The organism is Paenibacillus sp. FSL R7-0048, assembly GCF_038004505.1.
GTDB classification, from domain to species: Bacteria; Bacillota; Bacilli; order Paenibacillales; family Paenibacillaceae; genus Paenibacillus_AQ; species Paenibacillus_AQ odorifer.
In genome coordinates, this window is sequence record NZ_JBBORF010000001.1 from 6,279,001 (window position 1) to 6,301,004 (window position 22,004).

Genomic DNA, 22,004 nt, shown 5'->3' on the forward strand with positions numbered 1-22,004 from the left:
TTTTAACTAGATGCTCTATAACTCACAAGGACTTATTAGTATTCACATTTAATAAATGCTAGAAAATAACCCCGTGCTCCGGGATTTTTCAGTACTCTACAAACTCCCTTAAGTGTTGGTTCCATGAGGAATTCTACTCCTATTTTCATTATTCTTCAATCCTGTCCCCACCAAGAAGATTTTAGAAACCGGATAAAATATAAAAAACCGCTTCCTTCTCAGAACCTTGATCTCTGAGTAGAAAGCGGTTTTTATGGAATTCAGCGTAGCCTCACAAGGGTAGCGCAGTTCGTCTTATCCTTTGCTTGCACCTGCGGTCAGGCCATCCACCAAGAAACGCTGTAGGAAAATGAACAGCAGCGTGACTGGGAGAGCGACCAATACCGCTCCGGCAGCGAACAACGTAAACTCGGTTGAGTTGCTTTGGTTCACCATCCGGTAAAGCCCAACGGCGAGCGTTCTTGTATCCTCCGTGCGCAATACAAGGTCGGCGAATATAAAATCCACAAAGCAGCCGTTGAAAATCATAAGGCTGGCATAGGTGAGCATCGGCTTAGATAACGGGATCATGATAGAAAGAAATACTTTCATATGACTCGCCCCATCCATTCGCGCAGCATCTTCCAAGCTTTTAGGAATCGTATCAAAAAAACCTTTAGCCACAAAAACATTCGTGATAATAGCACCGCTGCTGTACACGAGCACAAGTGCCCAATGAGAATTCAGTAGCCCAAGTGTGTTCAGCAGCACGTAAACTGCTATCATAGCCATAAATCCCGGAAACATCTGCAGAACTAGGAGCGTGGTTAGTGTAGTTTTTCTGCCCGTAAATCGATAACGAGAAATGGCGTACGAAGTCAGCAGCAGCAAAAAGGTGCCGAGCAGCGTAGACAACGCCGCAATCTTTAGCGTATTCATGAACCATAACAAATATTTAGTTTGCTCAAACAGTTCCTTGTAATGAACAAAGGTGAAATTCTTAGGAATCAATGAGTCACTGAACAAACTGTTTCCTGTTTTGAAAGAAGACATAATAATCCAGAAAGCTGGGAAAAGACTAATAAAACTGAGCACAATCAGCAATAAATGGCTTCCAAACGTTTTTAACGCTTCCGTCAGTCTTAGCTTCATGCAATCATATCCTCCTCTTTAAAGGATCGCGTCCGCCGGTAGCTCCAGATGGAGAATGTCGCGACCATCAGGAAGATGACAATCCCGATGACAGAAGCAAAGCTGTACTGTGACTGGTTCAGCGCCAGTTTATAAAGCCAAGTCACCAGCAGGTCAGTGTGGCCCGCGTACTGGTAGTTGGGATTAACCGGTTCTCCGTTAGTCATTAGATAAATGACATTAAAGCTGTTAATGTTGCCGGCAAACTGCATAATCAGGATAGGCGCGGTTGCGAACAATACCATGGGCAGCGTAATCATGCGGAATTTATAAAATGACCCAGCACCGTCTACTTCTGCCGCTTCATACATATCCTTCGGAATTGTTGTCAGCACCCCGAAGGCCAGAATCATGGTCACCGGAATGCCGATCCACATATTAGCCAGAATTACAGTGACCTTAGCCCAGAAAGGATTGGTTAGCCAGGCCACACCCTCCAGTCCCAAGGCTCTTAAATAACTATTGATCGGTCCGAATTGATTATTGAACATATTGCGCATGACGAGCAGAGAAATCATATTGGGAATAGCGAAAGGAACGATCAGAAGTGTGCGCCAAAGCTTTTTGCAGCGGACACGGGGCTGGTGAATAAGTACTGCAATGAGCACACCTCCAATGTAAGTCGTCGCAGTAGCAATAACCGCCCAGATCAAGGTCCAAGTCAGCACTCCACCGAAGGTGGAACTCCAGACATCCAGACTAAGCATTTTATTAAAATTACCGAAACCCACCCAGTCTACCAGATGTGCTGGCGGTAAAATCGGGTCGGCATAGTTTGTAAACGCTAGTAGCACCGAAAAAACAAGTGGTAATATCGTCAGAAAAACCACGGCCACAAAGGGAATCGCGAGGACAAGATAGGCAAAATTCCTCCGCCCCATAGCTCTGAGCGATTCAGCGAATGAATGAATGGGCTCTTTCCGGTCCCGTGCAGCTCCAACTAGGAATGCATCTCTGATGTTCAGTAAATGAAATGCTGTATAAAAGAGCAGCGCCAGCAATGCCATTAGACCATTGATCATCATAAAAATGGAGTGGTCGCCTTCCACCATCCGGGTTAATTTGCCTACCTTGACCATACGGCTTGGAAATTCACCAAGCGTAATTAAGCCATGCAAATGTCCCATCAGATCATGAGCAATATAGTAGATTCCAGCAGACCCCACCAGCAGGAATACCAATCCTTTCAGCCACTGCCGGTTGTAGAACTGGCCCAGTCCCGGAATAATAGCCGAGAGTAGCGCTGCGCCTGTTTTTTTCCTCATGGTTAAATCACCTGCCCTTTACTTCGACTCCAGATCGGCCTGAATCGTGGTTACAGTCTGATCCAGCGTCTGTTTAACATCAAGATTTGAGTCGTTCCACAGGGACACAAACGCTGCTTTTAGGGGTTCCCAGACCGATTTAATTTCTGAAACGGAAGGCATTGGAACGGAATTTTGGAATTGCTCGAAGAATCCGCCAATAATAGGGTCATCTTTGATTTCCGGCGCTTCTCCAGCCTCTATACTCGCAGGAATCGCTCCCGTCATCTCAAAATTCTTAAGCTGATTCTCCTTATTGCTTGCAAAATGTGCGAACAAACGGCCTGCGACCGGATATTCCGTATATGAGTTGACATAATACGATTTGACCCCGGAGAAAGAAAGACTGTCTTGACCGTCAGGTCCCTTTGGAAGAGGCGCCACACCCAAGTTAACATTTTCCTTAAACGCCGCTATGGACCACGGCCCGTCGATATTCATCGCCAGCTTACCTTCTTGGAACAACTGTGTTTTCACGTCATAAGTGATATCTCCTGCATTCAAAGGCAGAATTTTTTTGAGGCTCTGCAGAAACGTAAACCCTTTGATAGTGCCTTCATTGTTCAATCCAATATCCTTGAAATTCGTATTGTTGTCTCCGTAAATATATCCGCCGAAGCTGCCAATAAACGGATAGCTGTAATATCCGACGAATTCCCACATGATTGCAAATTTGTTTTCCTTCGGATTGTTATACGTATCTGCAAAAGCAATCACATCATCCCACGTTTTAGGAGCGTCAGGAATCAGGTCCTTGTTGTAGAACAGCGCATAGGTTTCTACCGATTTAGGATAACCGTAAAGAATGCCATCATAAGACGACGCCTGAACGGCTGTTGCCACCATCGTTGATTTGGTTTCTTCCTCAAAAACATCATTTGGCAAAAGCAGCCCTGCTTTTACGGCTTGCCCGATCTGGTCATGGGGCAGAGTCAACACATCTGCAGCAAGTTTAGACGGACCATCCGTCGCCAGTCTTGCGCCTTGATCACCACCTGCCATTTCCTCAACTGTGACGGGAACACCATATTCTTTTTCGAAATCAGCAGCAACCTGCTTCATGTACTCAAGCTGCTCCTTGGCTTCCCAGACCATCAGTTTGGCCCCTGCTTCTGGTTTCATTTCCTCATCGTTGGTATTCTCTCCGGAAGTATTTGTCTCATTTGTGGTTCCCCCCGGCTCGTTCACTGCGGAATTTGGACTCGAATTCGGCTTTGATGCGGAGTTCCCATTGCCTGAACCGCATGCGGTGACCGTCAAAGTTAACAGCAGGCATAGGACTAAACTAAATGTTACCGCTTGCATTTTGGAACGTTTACTCTTCTTCATTTGCTCATCTCCCCTTCGTTCATGAGTGATTAAACCTAACCCGCATTGAAAAAAAGCATATAAAAAAGGTACAACCTCATTTGCACAAAGTGCCGAGGTTGTACCTTTCCAGGTAACAGTGCCTTTAATTTGAATGCGTGTTATGAAAAATCAAGTTCGTTCGCCCTCATTCTATAATATCCATAATTTTGATTGCAATCAGAGTATAAGTCCAAAAAATACGGTTTAACAAAGTTTATCTTATCTTTTCTTTTATTTTCTCTTTATCCCTACCACATACTAAATATTCCATATTGTAAATTATTGTGAAATAACCTCTTGCTTTACTCTTGAGGGTTATGGTAAGATGCAGACAAATTTAAAGGCAATGAAACCGCCAAGGGTTCAACCTCTGAAAATCATGAGGTTGGCCCTTTTTTGCGTTTACATGCCCGAAAGGATGGAAAATGAGTATGATTCAACCGGAAGCCGTTTATCACCGTATGGGACAAAATTGGTCATATGCCTACGATGAGTCTACACTTCATATTCGCATAAGAACTAAGCGGGACAACGTATCACAGATCGATCTTTTCTGTGGAGATAAATTTGGCTGGGACACAACGCATGAGGTCATTCCAATGCAGCGCCTCGCTTCTGACGGCTTGTTCGATTACTGGCAAGCCTCCGTCCGTCCCGTTTACCGCAGACTCGCGTATTACTTTGCGCTTTATGACAAAGACGAAGTTCTTTATTTTTTGGAAAAAGGTTTTTATCCAGAGCCACCTGCTGTTGTATATGAGGGCTTGTTCGACTTTCCATTTTTGAATCGTGAAGATGTGCACTCTCCTCCATCATGGGTGAAAGATGCAGTATTTTATCAAATATTCCCGGAGCGTTTCGCAAATGGGGATCCCACCAACGATCCGACAGATGTACTAGAATGGGGCGGCACGCCGAGTCCTCGGAATTTCTTCGGAGGAGACTTACAGGGTGTACTAGATCATTTGGATTATCTCTGTGAATTGGGCATCAATGCTATATATTTTAATCCTTTATTTGCGGCAACCACCAATCATAAATACGATACAAAAGATTATTACTTGGTCGATCCTCATTTTGGCACTAATACATTGCTGAAAGAGCTTGTGGACTCCTGTCATTCTAAAGGCATCCGTGTCATCCTGGACGGTGTCTTTAATCATTGCGGCCATACCTTCCCGCCATTTGTTGATCTGCTCGCGAACGGGCAATCTTCGCGTTATGCGGATTGGTTCCATGTACGCGAGTGGCCGCCACAGGTCATCGACGGAATTCCCACCTATGACACCTTTGCATTTGAGCCTATCATGCCTAAATTCAACACTGAGAATCCTGAAGTCATAGAATATCTACTGAATGCAGGCCGCTATTGGATCGAGGAAATCGGTATAGACGGCTGGCGGCTTGATGTCGCAAATGAAGTCTCCCATTCGTTCTGGCGGCAATTCTGCAGTACGATCAAAAGCATTAATCCAGAAGCCTATCTCGTAGGAGAAATCATGCATGATTCCTTGCCGTGGCTGCTTGGCGATCAATTTGACGCCGTTATGAATTACCCGTTAACGAATATTCAAATTAATTTTTTCGCTCACGGACAGATCAATGCTGCACAATTCTCTCAGTCGGTTGCTACTATGCTAGCGAATTATCCGCAGCAAATTACGGAAGCCGCCTTTAATCTGCTAGACAGCCATGATACAGTTCGTTTCCTGACACTTTGTGGCGGTGACATCAGGAAGTTAAAGCTGGCCGTTTTGTTCCAGATGACCTTTCAAGGAGCACCCTGTGTTTATTATGGCGATGAAATCGGCATGGATGGCGGATACGATCCGGACAACCGAAAATGTATGGAGTGGGACTCCCAGAAACAGAATCAAGAATTGTTCGAATACTATCGCTGGACGATCAGCCTTCGTAAATCTCATCCCGCATTCCGGAGCAGTGGATTTAAAGCGCTGGAGATTCCGGGTTATCCAAAGCTGCTTGTATATGAGCGGTGGGACAAACAAAGCCGGTTCATAATCGTATTGAACAATGAAGATGTTATGGCCGAAGTCATCATTCCTGTAACCGGAGCAGACACGATATGGGTAAATCTAAAGACGCAGAAGCGGACTGAAACCTCCACATCCCAGCTGCATCTGAATCTGCCTGAATTCGGCTATGCGGTACTCCAAGCCGTTAATGATTAATCCGTAACATTATAAATTCAATCGTGGAAGGATGGAGACATATGCTGCATATCACAGCCTGTCTTCGCCCTTCTTTTTGCGCATAAACAAATCTTGATAAAGCCTTAAAAAGGCGGTTTATATGACCTAAAGCCCTCTAGGTTACCGTATCCTCCCTTAAACTCCCGTAATCTCTCCCTTGCTCTTCAACTGTTTCAGCCCATACGCCAAAGTTTATATACGAAGTAAGATAAATTATAAGGAGTGATTGGTGATGAGTAACGTAGAACATGAAGTAGAGAACGGAAGCAGCTTATTAAAAGGTATCTTTATTGGTAGCTTAATTGGTGCCGCAGCAGCCCTGCTATTTGCACCAAAGCCTGGTCGTGAAATGCGCAGTGATCTGTCAGATAAACTTTCTCAAGCTACAGACAAGACCAAAGAAGTTGCTGGTGCCGTAACTGACAAAACCAAAGCTATTGCGACAACAGTTGGCGAAAAAGCAACCGATTTGGCTAGTACGGTGTCAGATAAAGCTTCTGATATCTATACCACTGTCAGTGACAGCAAACAACAAATTGCCGCCACTCTTCAAGAGGCTGGAAGTAAAATTGGTGACACTGTAAGTGAAGCCTCAAGCAATGTAAGCTCGGATGTTAAAGACGCCTCTAAAGACGTAGCTGATGAAGCTAAAGCATCCTCTAAAGAGGTTGCCAATCAGGCTAAGGATGCGAAAGAGGATGTAAAATCCTCCTATAAATCCAATTACTAATCTGCGGCATCATACAGCTATCACTTTAACAAACAACAGCCAGCTGACCGCAGCTGGCTGTTGTTTAGTTACACCTTTATTCACATCAGCAGATACAACTAGACATTTAATTAATGCCCGTTCGGGCTATAGAAAGCAGGGATGGCGCATGGCAGATTCAAATAACCAAACAAAACCTTATGAAATTGATGAACATCCTTTCGAGTTGCGACATGAAGTGAAACGCTTAAACAGTCGTCTTGATAAGATCGCTCACTCACTGGAAAAATCAGAATTCAAAGACATTCTCGACAACTATTCAGATCCGAAAAAAAGAATCATCACAAACCTGATGGCCGGTATATCTCGGGGACTTGGACTGTCTCTCGGAACATTTGTAGTCCTTGGTTTATTAGGCTACATTCTTAGTCTTTTTCTTAATGTTCCAGTAATCGGAGAGTATCTTGGCGAAATTAAAAAATACATTGATGCTAATAGCTAACCGCAAGACTATCAATCTATTCCCCAACTATCGACCGCTTCCCCCGCTTGTCCGTCTAATCCTCTAGGTTGGACGGACAAGCGGGGGAATAAGTCTACAACAGTATACAAATAAAGGACATGCGGGTCTCCAGTCAGCGGAGAGAGGCATGTCCTTATCGTCGAAAATGTATATTACCCATACAGGAACTCAATAGGAAGAGTTGGCCATAATCTGCTTTAACTTCTCAGTGGCCCGCTTCTGTATGCGTGAAACGCTCATCTGTGATACCCCCAGCTTCTGGGCGATCGCCCGCTGGGATTGTCCATCTTGGAACGCTAACAGCAGCACCTGCTGCTCCTGTTCCTTCAATTGACCTAGTGCTTGTTGCAAATCCATACGTTTCTCTACGGTCTCGTAATCATTTGCGTCAGAGCTGATCAGCTCGCCTAGTGTGGCTCCTGTCTCCTCTTGAGAAAGGGGCGAGTCTAGGGAGACGTAATGATAACATTCTCTGCCCGCCAGTACTTCTACAGTTTCTTCAACAGACAAATCAAGATAATGAGCAATCTCATCCACCGCAGGCGAACGTTCCAACTTCACTGTTAGTTCGTCAATCGCGTGTTGAACAAGTGCTCCCTTTTCTTTAATCCGTCTAGGTACCTGTATGTACCAAGATTTATCACGTAGGAAATTCTTCATATGTCCAATCATGCTTTTCATCGCATAGGGCTCAAAAGGGATTCCAAGGCTAATATCATATTGCTGTAATAACCGGATGAGCGCCATTTGCCCGACCTGATATAAATCCTCATACAAGTCGGGGCGGTTGCGAGAAATTTTTCCAGCAGCCATTTTTACCATAGGCTCATATTTCTTAATCAGCACTGTTGCGCGTTCATTATCTTTAGTCTGCTGATATTCCCAAATTTGGGTGACTGCTTCATTCATGGACTCGGGGGGAGTCACCTTATCACTCATACCTTTTCCTCGCTAAAGTTAAGGTGCTTCTTCAAAGTTACTACCGTCCCTCTTCCGGCCTCACTTACGACGCTCACGTCATCCATCAACGCTTGCATTAAGTAGAACCCTAAACCGCCGACCTGAACGTCACTTAACTCTTTATCATGCAGTGTCATACGCTCACTGGACGAGTCTTCCAAACCGTCAAAGCTCTCCCCCTCGTCTTTGACTGTAATGGATAGGGCACTTTCACCCACCTCAAAGATTACATCAACCATTCCGTCTTGTTGTCCATAGGCGTACAATACTGAGTTGTTACACGCCTCTGATACAGCTACCTTCATATCTTCAATATCTTCGTAGGTGAAGCCCATTTTTGAAGCAATACCATATAAATTCAACCTAACAATATCCACATACTCTGCGCTAGCCGGCAGCTGAAGAATTACTTTTTGCACATCATCACTCATTCTTTGTTCTATCCTTTCCTAGTGGGAATTCTCTTGGGAGGCAAAAAACTTGGTAATACCAGTCATGTCAAACAGCTTCTGAATTTGGGGAGGAACATCCTCAACCATAAACTTAACGTCCATACCTTGTCTTGATTTCAGGATCGAAAGTAGAATACCAATACCCGTGCTATCGATGTATTTTAATTCTTTAAGATTTATTACTAAATCATGCTTCGTATCACCTACAAGCGGCTCCATTACCAAACGGAAATCGGAAGCCACGGATAGATCAAGTTCACCATTCAGGAAAACCGTACATACACTTTCTTTTGTCTCTGTCTTAGCGTGAAACTTATTACTTTTATGCGTGTTCATAGACGATCTCTCCTGATAAATATTTTCTATATTAATAACCTCATAGTCCTACCTTTGAAACAAATAACATTAAAATATAAACTAGTAAATCTTGGGTTACGCCTGAAAAATAGAGGTATCTGTTTCAACCATCCGATTATCGCTGCTAGAATACCGAGAGATAATCTGCTTAATACTACTCATCTTAAGTGGCTTGCTGATATAGTCATCCATTCCTGAGGCTTTACAGCGATTCTGGATGCCATCCATGACATTCGCAGTCATTGCAATAATAATAGTCTTCTCAGCCGCCGGACCGCCTTCTCGACGGATTTGAGCGGTTGCCTCCAGGCCATCCATTACTGGCATTTGGAGATCCATAAAGATAAAATCATAGGGCTGCTTAAGCGCCATTTGCACAGCCTGTTTCCCGTCCTCAGCCATATCCGCTTCATAGCCGAGCTTATCTAGCATGCTAACCATCAGACGCTGATTGATAGGATGGTCATCTACAACAAGGATTCGGCTTCTGCTCTCCTGATTAAGAAGAAGATGAGGCGATTCCTCTTCTTGATAACCTCCTGTCAAATCTTCTCCAGGTACGGATGCTTGTATCGTAAAAATAAAGGTAGCTCCTTTTTGCTCCATGGATTCTACCCGTATTTCTCCGCCCATCATGCCTACAAGGGATTTACATATGGCTAAACCAAGCCCTGTCCCCCCGTATTTCCGTGTCATTGAAGAATCCAGTTGTGAGAACGGTTGGAACAATCGGTCGCATTTCTCTGGAGAAATACCAATCCCTGTATCCATGATCGTGAACTCGACTTCTACCTTGTTCCCAGATGTTTCTTTGATGGAAGCGACTAAATAGACACCGCCTTGATTCGTAAATTTAACTGCGTTAGCAATCAGATTAATTAATACTTGGCGTAAACGGGCCATATCTCCATATAAAAGTCTAGGCAACTTCTGATCGATAAAATAAGCGAGCTCCAGGTTCTTTTTTCCCGCTTCCACCGAAAAGAGGCTGAACACCTCTTGAATACATGTGCGAAGTTCGAACAGCTGCTCTTCGATTTCCATTTTACCGGATTCCATTTTGGTGAAATCAAGAATATCGTTTATCACCGTAATCAACGTGTCTGCACTTTTCCGAATGATCTCAGAATACTCCTTCTGCTCAGGAGCAAGGTCAGTCTCCATTAATAAATCAATCATACCCACTACGCCATTCATTGGTGTACGAATCTCATGACTCATCATAGCCAGAAATTCCGACTTCGCTTTGGAGGCGATCTCCGCCTCTTCCTTAGCCTTTACGAGCTCACTATTTATGATTTCCAGTTCTTTCGTCTTTTGCTGCAGCAGCATGGTCTGAGTCTGATGCTTCTTGCTCGTAATATACATCTCGACAAAACCTTGTATCTTAGACTTCAGAATTTGTGGAATGAAGGGCTTGACCATATAATCAATAGCCCCTGCAGAATAGCCCGCGAATAAATGCTCCGCTTCCTTACTATTCGCAGAGATAAAGATAATCGGAATTTCCTTTGTTTTTTCTCTGGCTTTAATCAACTTTGCGGTCTCGATCCCATCCATACCTGGCATCTGCACGTCCAGTACGATGACAGCAAAATCATACCTTAACAAACACCGCAGCGCTTCTTCGCCGGAGGTGGCTTTGACTAGCTCATAATGCTGGCTTTCAAGTACCGCCTCCAGCGCCAGCAGATTTTCAGGACGGTCATCTACTAGTAGTATATGAATTGGTTCTTGAAACCCCATAGGACCACCCTCCTTCATGCGTTATTTTATGTTACGGTATATTTTTTCTACTCTGTCCAAAGACTCATAACAATCGCTGTACTTCGTAAAGTGAATGGATTCTTTAGAGCCTAGAACAAGTATTCCAAAACGACTTAAACTTTCATGAAACAAGCCGTGAACATGATCCCGCAGCTCATCATTGAAATAGATCATCACATTGCGGCAGAAAATAACATTAAACTCATTAAAAGAAGTATCTGTAGCCAAGTTATGCTCAGCGAATATAATGTTTTTGCGTAAATATGGCTGTAAAATAACCGAGTTATACTTCGCTGTATAGTATTCAGAGAATGCCCGGGTACCTCCCGCCTCCAAATAATTCTTAGTGTATTGCTTCATTCTGCTAATATCATAGACGCCTTCCTTAGCCTGCTGTAAAGAACGCTCATTCATATCTGTGGCATAAATCCGAGCCTTATCGTAAAGCCCTTCTTCATGAAGCAGGATGGCCATAGAGTATACTTCTTCACCAGTGGAGCATCCAGCATGCCAGATACGAATATAGGGATAAGTCCTCAACAACGGAACTACCTTCTGGCGAAACGTTAAAAATAACCCCGGGTCCCTAAACATTTCGGTAACCGGAATGGAGAGACTATAGACAAATCGTTCAAAACAGGCACGATCATGCAGCACCTTTTCTTGCAGCGCGGATATGCTGTGTACATTCTCCGCATGCACATGATGCCAGATACGTCGCTTCAAAGAAGGCAACGCATAATTCCGGAAATCATATCCATATAAACGGTGTACTCCATCAAGGAGCAGCTCGATCTCAATTTGCTCCAACTCGTCACTTCCTACCATAACGGGCTGCTCCTCATATCCGTGTTCTATCGCTTTCATTGTTATCCCGACTCCCTTATTAACACACCGTAATTCTAGTCATGTTAGTTCTTAAAAAGGTATTACCCCAAATTTGAGTTTACGAATACAACCAGACACGCATTAACGAAAGAAGTTGACCTGTTGCGATCGGTTTCTTCATATAATCAGAAGCTCCCGCTTCAATACATTTGGCGCGATCCTCTTTCATTGCTTTGGCGGTAAGCGCAATAATAGGCAGTTTCTGATATTGCGGCATTTCACGGATTCGGCGCATAGCTTCATATCCGTCCATTTCCGGCATCATCATATCCATAAGCACGAGATCAAAATCTTCTTGCTCTACCAGCATTTCCAGCGCTTCACGTCCATTCTCCGCAAACTTCACTTCCATGTGGTATTCTTCCAGTACACTAGAGAGTGCAAAAACATTACGAATATCATCATCGACGAGCAGTATTTTCTTCCCTTCGAATAACTCTTCTTTGTTATGCAGCTTCTGCAAAATTTTACGTTTATCTTCCGGAAGATTGGCTTCTACCCGGTGCAAAAACAACGTTGTCTCATCCAGTAGTCGTTCCGGAGAACGAACATCCTTAATAATTATGGATTCAGCATACTTGCGGAGCTGTGTCTCCTCTTTGCTATCTAAATCCTTACCTGTATAAATAATAATAGGAAGATCATTTAATTCTTCATCATCACGAATCTGATCCAGCAATTCAAAGCCGTTCATATCCCCAAGCATAAGATCCAGAACCATACAATCATATCTCTGCTTGCGCAGCTCCATCAGTGCCTCATTGCCGGTTGATACCGCGGTGATAGCTACATCATCGTGACCGATCAATTCCATAATGGAACGACGTTGAATCTCATCATCTTCAACAATCAGAAGGTACTTCACTGTGCTGGACGTATAGTTCTCAATTTGTGAGAAAGCCCGCTCCAATGCTTCTCTTGAAGATGGTTTTCTAAGATACGCCATAGCTCCCATCATCAACCCTTGCTTCACTTCATCGTTCACAGAGATAACATGAACAGGAATATGACGGGTCTGAGATGCACTTTTCAGCTCTCTAAGGATGGTCCAGCCGTCCATTACGGGCAGCTGTATATCGAGAATGATCGCATCTGGCAAATAAGTTTTTGCCATCTGTAGTCCAATATCGCCTTGAAGGGCTACTAAGCCTTTAAATCTGCGACCACGAGCCATGTCTAGCAAGATTTTCGCAAAGCTTTCATCATCTTCAATAATAAGCAGGACTTTGTCATTCGCCGTCAAATTGTCACGGTCATCCTCAATCGTCAGTTGTGGAAGGGGTACATTAACGGCTGCTGGCACTAAGGTTGGAAGCATGTCTCCAATATATTCATCATATGTTGAATCCTCTTTGGACACAGCAGCTTCTATTTCTGCAGGTTGTTTACTGTAATTTGCCTTCACCGGCAAATACAAAGTGAAGGTACTGCCTTGTCCCTCACGGGATTCGAGCACAATAGCTCCACCCATTATACGAACCAATTCACGGCTGATCGACAATCCCAGGCCCGTGCCTCCATATTTACGGCTGGTAGTTCCATCTACTTGCTGGAAGGCTTCGAATACAATATCTGTTTTGTCAGCCGGAATACCAATGCCACTGTCCTTCACAGCAATAGCAATATATTCATTATCACTCGGCAGATTTAGTGGCAAGAGATTACTATCTGCCGGGCTAACTGAAAACTCGATAAAACCTTCGGTTGTAAATTTAAAGGCATTGGAAAGCAGGTTTCTTAAAACCTGCTTCAACCGATGACTATCGGCAATTACGCTATCTGGCAGCGGCTCGTTAAAGGCTATCCGTAAGGAGAGTCCTTTTTTGATCGCCTGCGGAGCAAAATTCTGCTTCACAAAACTTTTCAGCTCAGTCAGTTTAATTTCTTCATGATTCAGTTCCATTTTTCCTGCATCAACCTTGGACAGGTCTAAAATTTCATCAATCATCTTAAGCAGGTCAGCACCTGACATATAAATCGTATGGGCAAATTCAACCTGCTTCTCCGTTAAATTACCATCCTTGTTCTCGGTAAGCAGCTGGGACAAGATCAGCAGACTGTTGAGCGGCGTCCGCAATTCATGGGACATGTTCGCCATAAATTCCGATTTATACTTACTAGTCACGGATAATTGCATAGCCTGTTTCTCTAGCTGAACCTTAGCATGCTCAATTTCATCTTTTTTCTCCTCGACCTCCTGCACTTGTTCCTCTAGTGCACGAGTCTTGGCGACGAGTTCCGTATTGTAATGTTCCAATTCCTCCTGTTGACGTTGCAGCAGTTCTTCTGAACGCTTAAGTGCGTCCGTCTGCTCTTCCAAGTTCTCATTGGAACGACGCAGTTCTTCTTGCTGAGTCTGCAGCTCCTCTGACTGACATTGCAGTTCTTCCGTAAGTGCTTGTGACTCACGCAGTAATTTCTCTACAATCAGACGACGACTAATATTATTGAAAATAATGCTTAAATTATTCGCAAGTTGTTGCAGCAAATCATTTTTCAGACTGCTAAATGGCTGGAATGAAGCGAATTCTACTACACCGAGCAGCTCGTCTTCAAAAATAAGCGGATGAATGGAAATATATCCTGGCTGTGAATCCACAAAGCCGGATTTCACGGAGATATAATCTTCAGGAGCCCGCTCCAATCTGATTGGGTGCATATCAAGCGCACTTTGTCCTACAAGCCCTTCTCCAATCAAAAAACCTTCCTTTGGTTTCTTATCGTTATCTACTGCATAATAACCACTGCTTCGTAAAAAATCGGGACGATTAGCATCCTTCAAATACACAGCTCCAAACTGGGCTCCGAGCACAGGGGTGAACTCGTTGATAAAGGTCTGTGAGACCTGATCCAATGAGCTAACCCCCCGGAGAAGTTCTGTCACCTGAGCAACATTTGCATTCAGCCAGGATTGATCATTCTGTGCCTGTGCATAAGCCTGTTCCATTTGCTGTTTCTCTTCAAGATCTAACGCCATTTTCTTAAAGACAAGGGCAACCTCACCAATCTCATCTTTCGAAGTAACCTTTATGCGCCTTATGGCCCGGATTCTGCCGTTGCCAAAGCTGGTAATCATCATCGAAACGACATTAAGTCCCCGCGTAATGCTTGGAATGATCCATAGAACAACTCCAAGTCCAAGTAATAGACCTACAATCATCATTAAGATGACCATCTGGGTAGAACTTTGATAGGATTCTTTGGCTTTCGCGCTCTCTTCATTCATGATAAAGGCATTATAATCAGAGAGACTGTTCAGAGCGTTTAACACGGCATTCTGAATCGCTTGTCCCTCTGTGTTAGAATACGTACTGGCATTCTGGAAATAACCAGCTGATAGCAGCTTCAATATTTTTTCCTGATAATTTAGATAGATCGTATAAGAATCATCAATTTGATTAACGATCTGCATCTCTTCAGCGCTAGTCATTGATTCTTTTATTTTGTCGTAGTGCTCATTCGCCTTAGCTATTTTTTTATCAATCTCTTTTTTTTGTGATTCTACCGTTGATGTATCCGCACTTAACATGGTCGTCGTTAATATGCGCGCCATATCATTCACTTCTCCACGCATACCTGAAGAAGAGCGCCCCTTCATATATCTATCCTGGTAACCCTCAAGCTGACCATTCATATAATCCAAACGATCGTATCCAATCATAGTAAGTGCCAGCATAATCGCCAGCATCGCACTAAAACCAATTAAGAGTTTAGCCTTTATTTTCATCCTCATTCTGTTCCCTTCTTCAGTGAGATCCACACTATACATTTGTCATCGTCACGCTCTTTAGGAACATCAGCATTGAAAAAAGCAGCCCGTATAGTTTCTTCCTTCCATTCATGCTCAACATTTAAATGCTTAATCATAAACTTCAGCTGCTCTTCCTGTTCACCCTCAACCAGCTCCAGCAGACCATCTGTATAGAGAACCAAATGCCCTTCATCTTCGTAGGTCAAGCTCTGAGGCTGAATATCAATCCGTTCAAACAGGCCTACAGGGTGACAATTACTTTCCAGCAAGACCGGAGTCTTAGCTGCGCCCTCAAAAAATAGCGCAGGTGGATGCCCGGCGTTAACGTAGTCAATACGCTTTATACGAGTGTCGATCACAAGATAAATCGTCGTAAAATAATATTGAATCAGCTTTTTCTCAATATAAAGTTGGTTAAACCTTCGATTGAGTTCCTGAATTACCTTTTCCGGCTCTACATAGGTAGTTACCGTATCCTTTAATACTGACGCAAGGAACATGCAAAAAAGAGAGGACGATATACCGTGTCCCATAATGTCCAGGAGGATTACGCCATATCGGCCATCCCCAAGGGGATACCAGGCATATAAATCACCCGCCAATTCAGAGGAAGGCTGATAGATAGCATGCACCTCGAAATTCTCTTCCTGCAGGGGTAGGCTGAGTACAGCATTCTGCACGAGTGCAGCCAGTCTCAATTCCTCCTGAATCCGCTGATCCCGTTCCTTATGCCAATCTTTCTCACGTTTCAACCGCAGAGCAAGCCGAATCCGGGCCATTAGCTCCACTTTATTAATAGGTTTCGTAACATAATCTACTGCACCTGCATCCAGCGCTTCGGCCAATTTCTTTGAATCACCTACAGCTGTAACCATTATTATTGGAATATCCTTAAGATGTTCGTATTGCTGCACAACACGACATGCTTCGATCCCATCCATTTCTGGCATCATCATATCCAGTAAAATCAGATCAATATCTGACATCCGGGGACGTCCATCTTCACTCCCCGAACCGATTCCAAGCCGTTCCAGCATCTCTTTGGCAGAGGATGCGGTTACGAAATTTCGGTAATCTTCTTTTTTCAGGATTTCACGGATAATGATAACATTAGTCGGATTGTCATCCACGATTAAGATTCTCATCATCTTCACCTCACACGATTAGTATTACGACCGTAAAATTCTGCAAACCTACTAACTATATCATACGCTATTTCACAGTGTTATTTCTATTTTCATAATATGTAAATATAGTCATAGGATCAATTTACGTATTCAGCAAAGTAACCTCCAGCCCCACTATACCTAGTGGGGCTGGAGGTTACTCTATTCTAAAGACAGCCTATGTTTATTAACCAATTTGCTCAAATATGAAACAGATTAGGAAGAAATACTATCAAATAAATCAATTCCTTCGAATTCACCCGCCAAATTTCGATATATTTTGAGTGCGTTATTCCCTCTCAGGTATACATCCCCATCTTCGGCTATAAAATACGGTTTGCCCAGAGTATCTTGCAGATTATCTGTTAAAGGATCGATTTCTACGCCATCTACATGTAAACCGAACTGCTGTGCTTGCGGAGGTGCAACATGTACATAAAGTACAACACCCTCGCCCACACCCACTGTCACATCTGCGTAATGGTACTCCACTGTCTCTAGCAATGGATCATTTGTCACCGCAAGCGGATTGCCTTTGGTCAGAAGCAGTTCTTCCTTTGTGGTGTATAAAGCGACACCTTGCAGAGAATCAAAGCGATTTATATATGGGCTGGATTCTGAAGCATGTTCAAATGCGAGAACCGACTTAGGTTGTTCAATAAAAGTAGAGATAGGCACCAACTGTGGAGACGCATCAAAGTATGGGAAAAGAAGACCAAATAAAAGGATCATCATGTTCATGTTGTGTCCCACCTTTCTTATCTGCAGCCACCGATTACAGAAGCTTTACTATCTTATGCTTAATGACGAAATTTCTTCCAAAGAGTTGCAGCTACGTCTACACCTTTTAGCACTGTAGCTATTTTTCCCGGTGACTTCTCAGTATAAATGGCATCATAGGAGTTAACAGTACGTTCTTCAGCAGGAGTTAGCGGAGCTTCTTTTATAGATACTTCCTTACTTTTCTCCTTCAGCTCACGCGATTTACGATATTTCTCGATCACTGTGACTGACACTTGTTTGACTGTTAAGGTTAGCTCATTCATAACATCACCCAGATTCTTGACAGAATCGATGACTGGGTCAATCTTCTGAATCTTATGCTGTACATCGGCAGTGATTTCATTTGCGTGTCTGACCGTCGTTTTCACTTCATAAGTAAGCTCATCCATCGTCTTCTGTACTTCCACCAAGGTTTGGCTGACTTTGTCGAGTGAATCCTTTGCCGACTTTAAAGTTTTAATTAAAAAGAAAACAAGTACTGCGAATGCAATTGCGACGAGTGCTACACTAAGTTCAATGATCATATTCATAACCCCTTCCATATCTCATAAATATCGGCTAATCAGCCTTGTATACTGCATAGTTACCCCTGGTCCCATAAGCCGAAACATCTTGTCGAGCGTTGTCAAGAGTCCCTCTTCCCTTTTGTTTCAAAATCAAAGCCCCCGTTTATACAATGACTACATTAATCAAAAAAGGATAGGTGATATGTAATGTTAAAATGGTCCGCAATACTACTTGTAGTCGCAGTAATCGCCGGTATCTTTGGTTTCTTCAACCTAGTAGCTGCCGCTGCTGGTCTTGCTAAGATCCTGTTCTTCGTCTTCCTGGTTCTGTTTGTAATTTCTCTCTTCACGGGACGCAGAGGCAGATCTATGTAGCCCCTCTTATTAATGGTGTGACTGTTGTATCCCTCCCATATCTATCCATATATCTTATTCATCTTGCAGAAAGTATAGGTCATTCCTGCACAGATGTCACTTGAGAAAATAAGAAATGTTGAATGGGTGGTTCATCACGCATCAATTACGTTTACTAGCTTATTAACAAACAGCACTTTTGGAAAAAAATACATCCAACCCCCACAGGAGGAACCAAACATGAAAAAAATCGCCAGCCTTACAGTAGCCTTAGGACTTATGGCTTCCATCGCAGCTACAGCTTCAGCAGCTGAAGTAACAGGAACTACTACGGCTCCTGCAACCGTAACTGGAAGCACTTACAGCAATTCTTTTGAAACCATTATTACTCCAGCGGATATGAGTCCAGCTACACCGCAAATAGTGCTGACTGAGAAAACACCTTTCTACTTTTCAGTCGGAGGTATAATTCCAGCAGGCTGGCTTGGCGTTCAGACTCTTGATACAACAGGTGAAGTCATTTCGGATACTTGGGGTAATGAATGGAGAGAAATTTACACTTGGCTAGGAAAAGCATGGGTTAAGGTTCCTGTATCAGCCAATGTGATTTTGCCATAATTAATCAATAAGCGAAGAAGGGGTGTCCCAAGATGATATGCTCCCCATATAGTAGACAGGTGAAATAATAAAAACCTGTCGCTGTATGGGGAGCATTTTTATGGAACAAAAGAAGTTTACAGCACTGGAAAAGTTAACGATTCTCCAAGAAATTGAACGGGGCGACATTGGTTTGAAAACTGCGGCCCGGAAGTATGGAATATCCAAAAACTCATTAGTGAAGTGGCGGCAACGTTATCAATTGTATGGATACGAAGGGCTGGAAGTCCGAAGCTACAATCGTACATATTCTGCAGAACTTAAACTCCATGCCGTTAAGGACTATCTCGAGGGAGGATTGTCGCAAAACCAAATCATCTGCAAGTATAAGATTGCAAGTTCAACCCAACTTGCCAACTGGATTAGGAAGTATAATGGTCATAGCAACAGCTTAACAGCTCATTCAGGAGGAACTAAAGCTATGACCAAAGGACGCGTAACCACTTGGCAGGAACGGATAAATATCGTGCTGTACTGCCTTTCGAACAGAGAAGACTATGCGAAGACGGCAAGCCATTTTCACGTGTCTTACCAACAAGTATATAGCTGGGTAAAGAAGTACGAAGCTGGTGGTGAAGAGGCGTTACGAGACGGTAGAGGACGCACTAAAGCGCCTGAAGAACTTACGGAAGCAGATCGCCACAAACTCGCGATGCAAAAGCTGGAATACGAGAATGCACGCCTGCGTGCGGAGAATGCTTTTCTAAAAAAGTTAGAGGAACTCGAAAGGAGGAGGCGTTAAGAACCATTCGCCAGGTGAACATCTACCTGGCCATTCAGGCCGTACAGCAGGAACAGTCTTGCTCCATTCGGCTTTTGTGTGACATCGCAGGGATTTCACGGTCAAGTTATTACAAATGGTTGAATCGCAAACCCAGTTCTCGAGAGGCTGACAACGAGAAACTGACAGAGGCTATGCTCCTCTTGTATGAGAAGGTGGAACGAACCTTTGGGTATCGCCAATTGACCCTGCATTTGCGCAGACAAATGGATAAATCTATTAACGCAAAGCGAGTGTACCGGCTGATGAGATGCCAAGGCATCCAATCAGTCATCCGCAGAAAGAGAAAGAAGTATGTAGGCTCCACGCCTCAGCAGGTTGCAGAGAATGTGCTGAACCGTAATTTTGAGGCTGAAGCTCCAAACCAAAAATGGGTAACGGATGTAACGGAATTCAAATACGGAAACGGCAAGAAGGCGTATTTAAGTGCAATAAAAGATCTGTATGACAAGTCGATTGTTGCTTACGTTCTGGGTCATTCCAATAATAATTCGCTAGTTTTTAACACACTGGAATTAGCTTTGAAGGCAGCACCGGAGAGCCGAACCTTACTCCATAGCGACCGTGGTTTTCAGTATACCTCTCTGCATTTTAAAAAGATGCTGGACGATGCAGAACTGAAGCAAAGCATGTCCCGAGTAGGCTGCTGCATTGACAATTCGCCGATGGAATCCTTCTGGGGAACATTGAAATGTGAGAAGTACTACTTACATACCTACCAGACCTTTGAAGAACTCCAAACAGATATTGATACCTACATTCATTTTTACAATAACGAACGGTTACAGGCAAAACTAAACGGCCTCAGTCCCATTGAATTTAGGACTAAGGCCGCTTAAACTACTTTTATTTTTTGTGCTGTCTACTTGACGGGGTGCAGTTCAAGAGCCAAGAAAATGGCCGATGGTACTGCCCTTTTTTTATGTGGAGAGTACATATTCTGAACAGATAAACAGGAAGAGCTACCCCTTCAGTAGAGAATTCTACTAAAAGGATAGCTCTCTTGCGCGTACGCCCGCCATCGTTCACCCGTCACAAACATGCGATGCTGTCGCTTCCTGCATTTTCATATATTTAGCGAATGACCGAACCTCCGTAGAGAAAACGATTCATCCAAGAAGCGCTTAGTTTATCTACTCTTACCCCGCCTGAAGCTACGGAATAAGTTTGTAGAACTTGTCCATCTCCTAGATACATTGCAACATGCGATATTCTAGCTGTAGATTTGTCGATTCCCTCATAAGCAGAAGCAGAATTCCCCTTATAATCCATAAAGAACATTAAGTCGCCGCGCTTCAAATTGGAAATAGACGTAACCACCATACTATTCGACTTCACCCAATCTCCCTGTTGACGGGAATCCGCCGGCAGTTTGAGATTGGCTGCATCCATAAAAATTTGCCGGATGAAGTCCGAGCAATCAAAGGTGCTTGTATCATTTCTGCTGGAGCCATACTCATAAGGCGTTCCTAGATATCCCATACCTGCAGCAATCACCCGTTCGATTTGGGCTGAAGCCCCCGGTGTTGTTACAGGTGGATTGGGTGTAGGCGTTGGTGTAGGCGTTGGTGTAGGCGTTGGTGTTACCGTTCCTCCACCGTTTCCTGAAAGTGTACTATATTGTTCACTTGAACTTATATATCCGATGCTACCATCCGCCGCTTTAACTTGATACCAGTAACTGTTAGGCTGCGCCAGAACTTCTACTTTTTCTCCCTTATTCAAAAGCTTCATTATTTTCCCGCTTGTTGAAGGTGAAACTCGAAGATTCACACCATACTTAATGGTGCCAGTTTGTGCCGATGGTGTCGTTACTGAAGCAGAGGATACACTGATATATTTATCTCCTGCACTTGTATAACCCACTGAACCATCAGCCGTTTTTACTTGATACCAATAGCTGTTAGGCTGCGAAAGGATCTGCACTTGATCTCCCTTTTGCAAGTACTTCACTATTTCTCCGTCAGTAGAAGGGGTGCTGCGAAGGCGAACACTAGCCTCGATCACACCTGTTTGAACGGCTGAAGCTGCTGTAACTGAATTAGATGAACTTGAGGCTGCCGCTGCTTGTCCAGGAGCAGATACTCCTAAACCTGCAACAATTGCAGCAGATACTAACAAAGATGCTGTAATTTGCTTATGTGATTTGATCATACGTTCCCCCAAATTCCATGATGAGATTTCAATAAAGGATTGTACTACATTATTCCTTTATGCCCTCATTATAGGCTTGCCCGGGATTTGGAACATGCTCCAAATTTCACATATAATCATGCCACTTTATGGTAACACACAGGTCTAAAGTCTCGATTT

19 protein-coding genes are annotated in these 22,004 nt (G+C 43.6%); 6 read left to right on the forward strand and 13 right to left on the reverse strand.

The features are described 5' to 3' along the window. Window positions 1-294 precede the first annotated feature (294 nt). The 3 genes from NSQ91_RS27790 to NSQ91_RS27800 are packed head-to-tail and all read right to left on the reverse strand — an operon-like array spanning window position 295 to window position 3,803. Window positions 295-1,131 carry a sugar ABC transporter permease gene (locus NSQ91_RS27790; RefSeq protein WP_076128667.1) on the reverse strand — a complete coding sequence of 279 codons (837 nt, stop codon included), beginning with the start codon at window positions 1,129-1,131 and terminating at the stop codon, window positions 295-297. Then, window positions 1,128-2,435, reverse strand: coding sequence for a carbohydrate ABC transporter permease (locus NSQ91_RS27795; protein ID WP_076128669.1), 1,308 nt, complete (start codon window positions 2,433-2,435; stop codon window positions 1,128-1,130). The genes NSQ91_RS27790 and NSQ91_RS27795 overlap by 4 nt, the downstream gene beginning before the upstream one ends. An 18-nt stretch (window positions 2,436-2,453) precedes the next feature. Continuing rightward, window positions 2,454-3,803, reverse strand: coding sequence for a sugar ABC transporter substrate-binding protein (locus tag NSQ91_RS27800; protein ID WP_256716551.1), 1,350 nt, complete (start codon window positions 3,801-3,803; stop codon window positions 2,454-2,456). A 446-nt stretch (window positions 3,804-4,249) separates the two neighbouring features. Between NSQ91_RS27800 and NSQ91_RS27805 the strand changes: the two genes are divergently transcribed. The 3 genes from NSQ91_RS27805 (at window position 4,250) to NSQ91_RS27815 (ending at window position 7,248) form a co-directional block, all read left to right on the forward strand. Next, window positions 4,250-6,016, forward strand: coding sequence for a glycoside hydrolase family 13 protein (locus NSQ91_RS27805; protein WP_305953701.1), 1,767 nt, complete (start codon window positions 4,250-4,252; stop codon window positions 6,014-6,016). A 253-nt stretch (window positions 6,017-6,269) separates the two neighbouring features. Then, window positions 6,270-6,767 (forward strand): YtxH domain-containing protein, encoded by a 498-nt coding sequence (locus NSQ91_RS27810; protein WP_076128671.1) that lies wholly within the window; start codon window positions 6,270-6,272, stop codon window positions 6,765-6,767. A 148-nt stretch (window positions 6,768-6,915) separates the two neighbouring features. Continuing rightward, window positions 6,916-7,248: a DUF5665 domain-containing protein gene (locus NSQ91_RS27815; protein ID WP_036680215.1), complete on the forward strand. Its 333-nt coding sequence runs from the start codon at window positions 6,916-6,918 to the stop codon at window positions 7,246-7,248. Window positions 7,249-7,437: 189 nt separating this feature from the next. On the opposite strand, the gene NSQ91_RS27820 is transcribed toward NSQ91_RS27815, so the two are convergent. The 9 genes from NSQ91_RS27820 to NSQ91_RS27860 all read right to left on the reverse strand — a co-directional run bounded on the left by NSQ91_RS27820 (window position 7,438) and on the right by NSQ91_RS27860 (window position 17,917). Further along, window positions 7,438-8,208, reverse strand: a complete 771-nt coding sequence (locus tag NSQ91_RS27820; RefSeq protein WP_076128673.1) for a sigma-70 family RNA polymerase sigma factor — start codon at window positions 8,206-8,208, stop codon at window positions 7,438-7,440. Beyond that, window positions 8,205-8,660 (reverse strand): anti-sigma B factor RsbW, encoded by a 456-nt coding sequence (gene rsbW / locus NSQ91_RS27825; protein ID WP_036680217.1) that lies wholly within the window; start codon window positions 8,658-8,660, stop codon window positions 8,205-8,207. Before rsbW ends, NSQ91_RS27820 begins: the two co-directional genes overlap by 4 nt. Window positions 8,661-8,678: 18 nt before the next feature. Continuing rightward, window positions 8,679-9,017 carry an STAS domain-containing protein gene (locus NSQ91_RS27830; protein WP_076128675.1) on the reverse strand — a complete coding sequence of 113 codons (339 nt, stop codon included), beginning with the start codon at window positions 9,015-9,017 and terminating at the stop codon, window positions 8,679-8,681. 96 nt (window positions 9,018-9,113) lie between these two features. Continuing rightward, window positions 9,114-10,784: a response regulator gene (locus tag NSQ91_RS27835; RefSeq protein ID WP_076128677.1), complete on the reverse strand. Its 1,671-nt coding sequence runs from the start codon at window positions 10,782-10,784 to the stop codon at window positions 9,114-9,116. 21 nt (window positions 10,785-10,805) lie between these two features. Continuing rightward, entirely contained in the window at window positions 10,806-11,672 is an 867-nt protein-coding gene (locus NSQ91_RS27840; RefSeq protein ID WP_051491113.1) for a CheR family methyltransferase, read from the reverse strand. Between the two features lie 79 nt (window positions 11,673-11,751). Then, the gene (locus NSQ91_RS27845) at window positions 11,752-15,420 is read right to left on the reverse strand and encodes a response regulator (RefSeq protein ID WP_076304797.1); all 3,669 of its coding nucleotides are present in this window, start codon (window positions 15,418-15,420) and stop codon (window positions 11,752-11,754) included. Between the two features lie 2 nt (window positions 15,421-15,422). Continuing rightward, window positions 15,423-16,589 carry a SpoIIE family protein phosphatase gene (locus tag NSQ91_RS27850; RefSeq protein ID WP_076128679.1) on the reverse strand — a complete coding sequence of 389 codons (1,167 nt, stop codon included), beginning with the start codon at window positions 16,587-16,589 and terminating at the stop codon, window positions 15,423-15,425. Window positions 16,590-16,826: 237 nt separating this feature from the next. Further along, window positions 16,827-17,351 (reverse strand): hypothetical protein, encoded by a 525-nt coding sequence (locus NSQ91_RS27855; protein ID WP_076128682.1) that lies wholly within the window; start codon window positions 17,349-17,351, stop codon window positions 16,827-16,829. 59 nt (window positions 17,352-17,410) lie between these two features. Further along, window positions 17,411-17,917, reverse strand: coding sequence for a DUF948 domain-containing protein (locus NSQ91_RS27860; RefSeq protein ID WP_076146325.1), 507 nt, complete (start codon window positions 17,915-17,917; stop codon window positions 17,411-17,413). A gap of 189 nt (window positions 17,918-18,106) precedes the next feature. On the opposite strand from NSQ91_RS27860, the gene NSQ91_RS27865 reads away from it, so the two are divergent. The 3 genes from NSQ91_RS27865 to NSQ91_RS27875 all read left to right on the forward strand — a co-directional run bounded on the left by NSQ91_RS27865 (window position 18,107) and on the right by NSQ91_RS27875 (window position 20,530). Next, complete coding sequence (locus NSQ91_RS27865) at window positions 18,107-18,274, forward strand: DUF1328 domain-containing protein (RefSeq protein WP_036680225.1); 168 nt, start codon at window positions 18,107-18,109, stop codon at window positions 18,272-18,274. Window positions 18,275-18,493: 219 nt separating this feature from the next. Continuing rightward, window positions 18,494-18,871 (forward strand): hypothetical protein, encoded by a 378-nt coding sequence (locus NSQ91_RS27870; RefSeq protein ID WP_076128684.1) that lies wholly within the window; start codon window positions 18,494-18,496, stop codon window positions 18,869-18,871. 100 nt (window positions 18,872-18,971) lie between these two features. Continuing rightward, a protein-coding gene (locus NSQ91_RS27875; protein WP_340917237.1) for an IS3 family transposase occupies window positions 18,972-20,530 on the forward strand; the annotation gives its coding sequence in 2 pieces (ribosomal slippage) (window positions 18,972-19,605 and window positions 19,605-20,530; 1,560 coding nt in all). Between the two features lie 235 nt (window positions 20,531-20,765). Here NSQ91_RS27875 and NSQ91_RS27880 read toward each other — a convergent pair. Then, window positions 20,766-21,845, reverse strand: a complete 1,080-nt coding sequence (locus tag NSQ91_RS27880; protein ID WP_076304774.1) for a C40 family peptidase — start codon at window positions 21,843-21,845, stop codon at window positions 20,766-20,768. Between the last annotated feature and the right edge of the window lie 159 nt (window positions 21,846-22,004).